4 protein-coding genes are annotated in these 4,250 nt (G+C 52.3%); 1 reads left to right on the top strand and 3 read right to left on the bottom strand.

The window, feature by feature from the left end:
- From QCH34_RS07710 to QCH34_RS07700, 3 genes are all read right to left on the bottom strand, one after another.
- Nucleotides 1-989: BCCT family transporter (locus QCH34_RS07710; protein WP_300332487.1), on the bottom strand; the 989-nt coding region annotated here is incomplete at its 3' end.
- A gap of 12 nt (nt 990-1,001) precedes the next feature.
- The gene (locus tag QCH34_RS07705; RefSeq protein ID WP_300332485.1) at nt 1,002-1,811 is read right to left on the bottom strand and encodes a universal stress protein; all 810 of its coding nucleotides are present in this window, start codon (nt 1,809-1,811) and stop codon (nt 1,002-1,004) included.
- 42 nt (nt 1,812-1,853) lie between these two features.
- Entirely contained in the window at nt 1,854-3,263 is a 1,410-nt protein-coding gene (locus tag QCH34_RS07700; RefSeq protein ID WP_300332483.1) for a PAS domain-containing protein, read from the bottom strand.
- Nucleotides 3,264-3,450: 187 nt separating this feature from the next.
- Between QCH34_RS07700 and QCH34_RS07695 the strand changes: the two genes are divergently transcribed.
- Nucleotides 3,451-4,250 (top strand): AMP-binding protein (locus QCH34_RS07695; RefSeq protein ID WP_300332481.1); only part of this gene is annotated, 800 nt, incomplete at its 3' end.

Below are 4,250 nucleotides of genomic sequence, written 5' to 3'. Positions count from 1 at the left end.
AGCCCGACAAACGGTGACCATGAGATCCACCATGCCCAGTAGAAGACCGTCCAGTCGCGGCTCCATTGATATCCTTCAAAGGGATAGGCCTGGAGGCTCAGATCGATGACATTGTTGATGTATCCGCCGAGCGTTGAGGAGAAGATATTCAGGATATAGGGGGTTGATCCGAGGATGAGGATGACGCTGAGAAGAACGATCGCAAGGAGAATATTGAATTTTGAGAGTACCTGGACGCCTTTCTCCACTCCAAGGATGGCTGAAGCCATGAAGAGGGCGGTTGCGATTATGATGATCCCGATGGTAACCGGGATCGCAGACGAGATGCCGTAGAGGTGCGAGAACCCGGCATGAATCTGGAGGGCGCCAAATCCAAGCGATGTCGCAGTTCCAAAGACAGTGGCAAAGACTGCCAGCACATCAACGATCTTTCCCGGCATCCCATAGATCCGATCCCCGAGCACAGGATAGAAGCAGGAGCTGATCAGGGCAGGCATACCCCGTCGGAATGAGAAGTATGCAATCGAGAGGCTGACGACGGTATAGATCGCCCATGGATGGATGCCCCAGTGGAAGAATGCATACCGCATCGCAAAAGCTGCAGATTCGGGGGAGAGCGGTTCAAGAAACGGAGGGGGTGTGAGGAAATGCACAAGTGGCTCTGAAACCCCCCAGAAGAGGAGACCGATCCCCATCCCGGCTGCAAAGAGCATCGCAACCCAGCCGAAGAAGGTATACTGCGGCCGTTCGGCATCATAGCCGAGCCTGATCGTTCCATACTTCGATAATGCAATGGAAATAACAAATATTAGGAAGAAGAAGGCGGATATCAGGTAGAGCCAGCTGAAGTTGTCGAGAATCCCTGCATGGATGGCGGACGCTGCTGTATCCAGAAGATCCGGCTGCAATGCCCCGGCGGCAATAAAGAGGAGAATAATTCCTGAAGAGAGGAGAAAGACTGTTTCCTTTCTGAAATATGCCCGATTCATATCCAATCACCTTTATGGTACTAAAAATATGGATGCCTTCGATCCGGTGACGATTCGTTCAGCCGTATCGCCCATCGGAGAAGAAAGAAATGCGGGCCTGCTTCTGCCAAGGACGATCACATCGGCCTTTATCTGATCTGATACAAAAAGAACCTCATGAGCGGTATTGCCGATCCGCTGTTCCGAGGTTACCCGCCCATAATAGGGGCGAAGCTCCTCCTCAAGCGATGAGAGCTTCTCTTTAATGCTGGAACTTTTCCTCTCCTCGGATATCGGATCTGCCCGCCTTCCCCTGACGTGCAGGATGTGGCACCATCCTCCATTAAACTGCATTACAAAGGGCAGTGGCCGGTTGGATGCCTCATCAAAGTCGGTTGCATAGAGAACGATCAGATCATCACGGGTGATCGTCCCCTCTCCCTCTCCCGGCAGAAGTGGCCGGATCTTATGGACGAAGACGGGGGTGTCAGCAAGCCTGAGGAGATCCCGTGATACGCTTCCAAGGAGTATTGAGCGGAGCTGCCAGCGACGTTTTGCCTTCAGGTAGATCTCATCTGCACCTTCCAGAAGTGCCGCCTCTGCAATAGATGATGCGATATGATCGCTTCCTGTCCGAATATCCACAGAGAGCCCGATCTCCTCGAGTGCCTCCTTTAAAAGCATCAGCCATGAGAGATCCGATCCCCCGAAGAATGAGTCGGAGTCACTCACATGGAAGAGGCAGATCGATTCAGAGCCGAGGCTTTTGAGTAAATTACCGATCTTTCTCAGCTCATCCGGCCTCTCTCCATATGCAACCGGAATCAGTGTCTTCTCAAACATCTCTCATATCCCACTTTTTCCAGTTAGTCTCATCCCGTGGCTTTATGAATGTGATGGGATCGTCTGATCCCCATTGCCGTCCTTCTCCTCCAGCGGCCGGGCAATCGAACAGAAGTACATCTGATCAAGGAACCGGACAAAGGTCCGCGAGACATCGACATGCAGGATCCTGCCGTTCCGCATCCGGTGTATGGAGCGGGTCCGCATCCTTTTGCCTGGATATCCATCTACCCACATCTCCTTCCAGATGCTCTTCGTGATTGACGGGTTGATTGTTTCGACATGAAGTGCCTGGAGTTCTTCAGTTGTGTAGCCAAGGAGTGTGGATGCCGTCTGGTTTGCCCTGATGATCCGGCCTTCCTCATTAAGGATAAGGATCGAATCCGAGGCGTGATCGAAGGCAAACTGGATGAAGAGCAGTTCCCGTTCAAGCTCCTCTTTCTCCCGAATTGTTGCCATAAGCATCCTGTTTGCCTCCTGGAGGGATCGGGTTCTGTCCTCGATGAGCTCCTCAAAATTCTTATGGTACTGCTCAAGCTGCTCCCTGCACCGGTAGAGCTCGGTGATGTCCCTGCCTGTTGCATGGTATGCGGCGATCCCCCCCTGCTCATCAAAGATGGCCCGGAGATCCCATTGTTCGCGGCCGACGGTTCCATCGTTTCGGATCATCATCAGATCAGCTGAAGCCGATTGACTGGCTATTGTAATCTCAGGAAGGAGCTCCTCTATTTCATGAAGGATCTGTGCCGGGAAGAGTGAGGTGAAGGGGAGGCCCTCTGCCTGTTTCCCGCTCCTCTGGGTGCGGGTTGCGAATGGGGCATTGATGTAGGTGATACGGAGCTTGTTGTCCAGATGGGCGATGTATTCTCTCTGTCCGGTCTTAAGGGCTGCATACTGCTGTTTCAGCAGATCAAGTTCCCTTGAGGTGGACTGGTGACCTGTTTCATCAAAGAAGGCGAGTGCCGCTCCATCCCGTCCGGTATCAAAGACGACCGGAATCCCCTGGATCCGGATGCGCATCTCCTTCTTTCGTATGGTTGCCCTGAACGTATGCGTCTCTGTCTCCCCCTGAACAGCATTATGGCAGATCTCCCGTATCCGGGGATCTTTAAACAATGAGATCGGGATCTCATCGATTAAAACGCCATACATCACATCCAGTGAGCACCCAAGGAGTGAGAGTATCCCCTCTGTTACCATCACTGTGTTCAGGCGAAGATCGCAGATGATCAACGGGGCTGGCCAGTAGGCGAGCAGGGAAGAGACCGGAATTCTCTGTACGAGAAAGTAATTCCTTGCAGTGCCGATCTCTTTTCTGTCGACATCCCCCCTCAGCTTGAGCGTGTCAAGGTATTTGGCGGCAGTATTTCTGTGGAGATGCAGTGCAGAAGAGATCTCTGTTATGCTCATCCCGCGTGGATTTCTCTTCAATAACTCCTTGATCTGGATCATTTCCCCGGATTGCCCTGTCATTCTCCATAATCTCCTTTTATGGTATCTCTCTGCTTATGCAGTGCATAGGTGTTCAGCAAATATAAGATTTATCTATGGTGTGATCCAATTTGTGTATGTAAAGCACTGCATAAGGGCCTTTTGGGTTCTGTGGTTCCATGCAGTATTCTGCATGGAGGAGAAGATTATGTCCGAATCTTTCGATGTAAAACTCGAAGCTAAGACCTATAAGCCCGATTCCTCCTACAGGGAGAATTCGAATATCGGGGACTGGGAGACGGCGTACAATCGCTATCTGAAAGATCCCGATGGCTTCTGGGATGGTATTGCAAAAGAACTCAGCTGGTTCAAGCCATGGGATGCCGTTAAGGAGTGGAAACACCCCTATGCAAAATGGTTTGTCAATGCGAAGACGAATATCACATTCAACTGCCTTGACAGGCACGTCAACAGCGAGCTCAGAAACAAGGTTGCGCTGATCTGGCGTGGTGAGGAAGAGGAGCAGGAGAGGATATTCACCTACCGCCAGCTCCACCGGGAGGTGCAGCGGTGTGCAAATGCCCTGAAGAACCTGGGCATCAAAAAAGGCGACACCGTCTGTATCTACATGCCCCTCATCCCCGAGCATATCATTGCGATGCTCGCCTGTGCCCGGATCGGTGCAGTACACAGTATCGTCTATGGAGGCTTTGGGGCAGCAGCCCTGAATACCCGTATCCGCGATGCATCGGCAAAGGTCGTCATCACCGCCGATGTCGGGTATCGCCGTGGCAAACACGTCCCCCTGAAATCGATCGTCGGGGATGCGGTTGTCAATGCCCCGAGTGTCGAGAAGATCGTCGTCGTCAGGCGGACAAGGCCCCAGGTCGAACTCATCTCCGAGATGGAGATCGACTACTACGAGCTCCTGAATGGGGCTGGCAGGGAATGTGAACCCGAAGTCATGGATGCTGAAGATCCGCTCTTCATCCTCTATACCTCAGGGAC

Source organism: Methanocalculus sp. (genome assembly GCF_029762515.1).
GTDB lineage: Archaea > Halobacteriota > Methanomicrobia > Methanomicrobiales > Methanocorpusculaceae > Methanocalculus.
This window is presented reverse-complemented; position numbering and strand designations above follow the sequence as displayed.

What these genes read in the sequence shown, in the direction of transcription:
- QCH34_RS07700 (WP_300332483.1), bottom strand. Translation starts at nt 3,263, where the DNA reads ATGATCCAGATCAAGGAGTTATTGAAGAGAAATCCACGCGGGATGAGC.
- QCH34_RS07705 (WP_300332485.1), bottom strand. Translation starts at nt 1,811, where the DNA reads ATGTTTGAGAAGACACTGATTCCGGTTGCATATGGAGAGAGGCCGGAT.